Genomic DNA, 2,706 nt, shown 5'->3' with positions numbered 1-2,706 from the left:
AAACGGTGATGCAGCGTTTCTCTGTTGCGCCCATGCTCGATTGGACCGACTTCCCTCTATTAATGGCCTGAATGTTGTTCAGGGGTACGATAGGAGTACCGTTCTTACCATGGTTCCATTAAAATTGCGCTGGATCTCATTATTTGGAATTTCCTCATAATCACTCGACATATGGCTTATTTTGTACAATTATGAGGGTGTCAATTGTTCACGAAGTAGACTTTTGATAGTATCGCGACTCATTTTATAGTCGCCCCTATCTACAGCCTTGAGCTATAGGGGAAGTTATGAAAAATTGGATATCAGATATGTTTAGTTTCTTAACAAACAGAAAGAAACCTCAGCTTAAAATGCAGAGGTTCGAGATCGAGCCTAAGATGGTCAACACTGATGTCTATCGTGTTGATATGAAGTCTTTACGCAAAAGCCGTGCGGTTAAGAAGCAAATTCAGGCTGCACAGGAAAGCTTTGAGAGAGAAAAAGCTACAGCTTAAATATAAGAGCCTGTTATCATAAGGGGAGCCATTGAGGCTCCTTTTTTCTTTATTGGTAAGTAAAATAAATGATAAAACCCACAGTATTGATTGTATTTATTCTGGGTATAGCCGGTTATAACTTACTCAGAAACATTCATAAGACTCATTACGTGTTAAAGCGTAGCAATGGATACCATACTTTTTTCAGCTCTTCATCAGCAGGAATTATACTTTTTGTTATAGCTACACTTCTTTACTTTTGGTTGATAAAATTAGGATACAACTATAATCCTGATAATTCTTTGGGGAAAAGTTTACTAGAGACAACATTTTCTCAGGAATTTACTCCTGAGTTTATATCTTTAATAGAAATTAGCGCACTTACATTACTACTTAGTCAAGCGATACCATGGTTTTTTTATCTACCTTTAGATAAGAAAGAAATGTTGAGGCGGGAGTTCTTACGAGATGCAGAAAGTCCTGAGTTTACGAGGCTTTTTTATCAATCTTCATTAACAGGCATTCCTGTTTTATTTACCTTATCAGACAGAAAAGTCTATATAGGTTATATTTATGAAATTCAGGTCAAGCAGTTTACCGATATTTATATTCTCCCTCTATTTAGTGGTTATCGTTGTCAAAATGAATTAAAGCTTAAAAAAGTAACGCCGTATAAATCTGTGGTTGACCTTCTTGAAACCAAGGAAATAGAGAGAAAGAAGAATGTTCTCTCTAGAGCCGGGTATTATGAGGAAGATATAAATGAGTATGTGAATGACTACCTGGATCAGAGAAACATATGGGCAGACTTTATTATTGCTTTACCTTTGAGAGAGATTGTCCATGCACATTTGCACGATTTCGCACATGAAAATATGTTTAGGGAGCTAGAAGTGAATCATAAATGGAAGGAATTAGGCTCGTTTAGATTTAGTGGTTCTAGTGAAAATATATTTAAAATGAAGTAAGCAATGAGAAGAAGAGTTAGTAAGGGGATCGAGGGTGTTCAATATTCTGTGTCAGCCAATGTTTCACAGGTCTATGTGATCGCCCAGTCGGCCTTCGAAGTGAATGGTCAGCTGCGATAGCGTCAGGCTCCAGTTCTACACCGGGTGAGATCAACGCTCAGACGCCTTTAACATACCCGCGCAGAGCAGCTTGAGCAAGCTGTTCTCGTTCGCAAAACCGCCTTTGGTTTTAGTCAATTTGCGGAACTGGCGGTGCACGGCCTCAACGGCGTTCGTCGTATAAATGGCGGTACGCACGTATTCCGGATATTTGAAGTAAGTTGAGAGTGTGAACCATTTATTGCGCTAGGACTTAATAACGATGAGATATTTGTCACCCCACTTGGCTTCTAAGTCATCCATCGCGCTCTGTGCGGCGGATAATGTAACTGCCTTATACACGCACTTCACGTCGCCATGAAGGCCTTTTGATGCTTGCTGGCCACGTATTTCATTGAGTGGCGAATATGATGAATAATGCAGTGCTGTATCTCCGTCTTCGGATAGATACTTTCAATCGCTGCAGGGAAGCCCTTAAGGCCATCAACGCACGCAATAAGGATATCTTGTACACCACGGTTGTGCAGGTCTTTCAGCACGCTAAGCCGGTGGTGGGCACCTTCAGACTCTGACAGGTAAAGGCCCAGCAGCTCTTTTTTCCCCTCAACGTTGAGGCCGAGAATGGTGTACACCGCTTTAGTGATAAAGCGCCCGTTCTCTTTGATTTTATAGTTAATGGCATCAAGCCAGACAATCGGGTAGACCGCTTCTTATTGCCGCTCACGCCAAGCCTGAAGCTCAGGCAATAGCTTATCAGTCACGGCATTGATGGTACTGTTCGATACATGAATACCGTACAACTCTTCGGTATGCATGCGGATATCTTGGTAACTGGTACCCAGCGAAAACAGCGCAAGGATTTTACGCTCCAGCTCATCAGTTAAATGCGTTTGATGCTTTTTCACTAATTGCGGTTCGAACGAGCCTGCTCGGTCGCGTGGTGTACTGAGTTCAAAGCTGCTAACGGGGCTTTTAACTGACTTTGATGTAGAGCCTTTCTTACGGTTGGGCTGCTTTTTATCCGCGAGGTGTTCATCAAACTCAGCTTGCATGGCTGCTTCAGTGAGCTGCTTGATGAGGGGTGTTAGGATACCGTCTTTGCCGGTGAGGTCTTTACCTTCACGCAAAGCTTGCAAGGCGGCATCCATATCGAATGTTGGTTT

General features: G+C 42.1%; 2 protein-coding genes and 1 pseudogene. 2 read left to right on the top strand and 1 reads right to left on the bottom strand.

Annotated elements, in window-relative coordinates; all coding sequences use genetic code 11:
• Positions 1 to 287 precede the first annotated feature (287 nt).
• A complete protein-coding gene (locus tag C7A19_RS13025) occupies positions 288 to 494 on the top strand; it encodes a hypothetical protein (protein ID WP_116645075.1) in 207 nt (68 codons plus the stop codon).
• 68 nt (positions 495 to 562) lie between these two features.
• Complete coding sequence (locus C7A19_RS13020; RefSeq protein ID WP_116645074.1) at positions 563 to 1,444, top strand: hypothetical protein; 882 nt, start codon at positions 563 to 565, stop codon at positions 1,442 to 1,444.
• A 63-nt stretch (positions 1,445 to 1,507) separates the two neighbouring features.
• On the opposite strand, the pseudogene C7A19_RS13015 reads toward C7A19_RS13020, so the two are convergent.
• Positions 1,508 to 2,706: pseudogene (locus C7A19_RS13015) on the bottom strand (IS256 family transposase); the annotation flags it as partial.

Origin of the sequence: Salinivibrio sp. HTSP (assembly GCF_003390965.1) — a bacterium.
Classification (GTDB): Bacteria; Pseudomonadota; Gammaproteobacteria; order Enterobacterales; family Vibrionaceae; genus Salinivibrio; species Salinivibrio kushneri.
The sequence above is the reverse complement of the archived record's forward strand: the minus strand, read 5'-3'. Positions and strand labels throughout refer to the sequence as shown.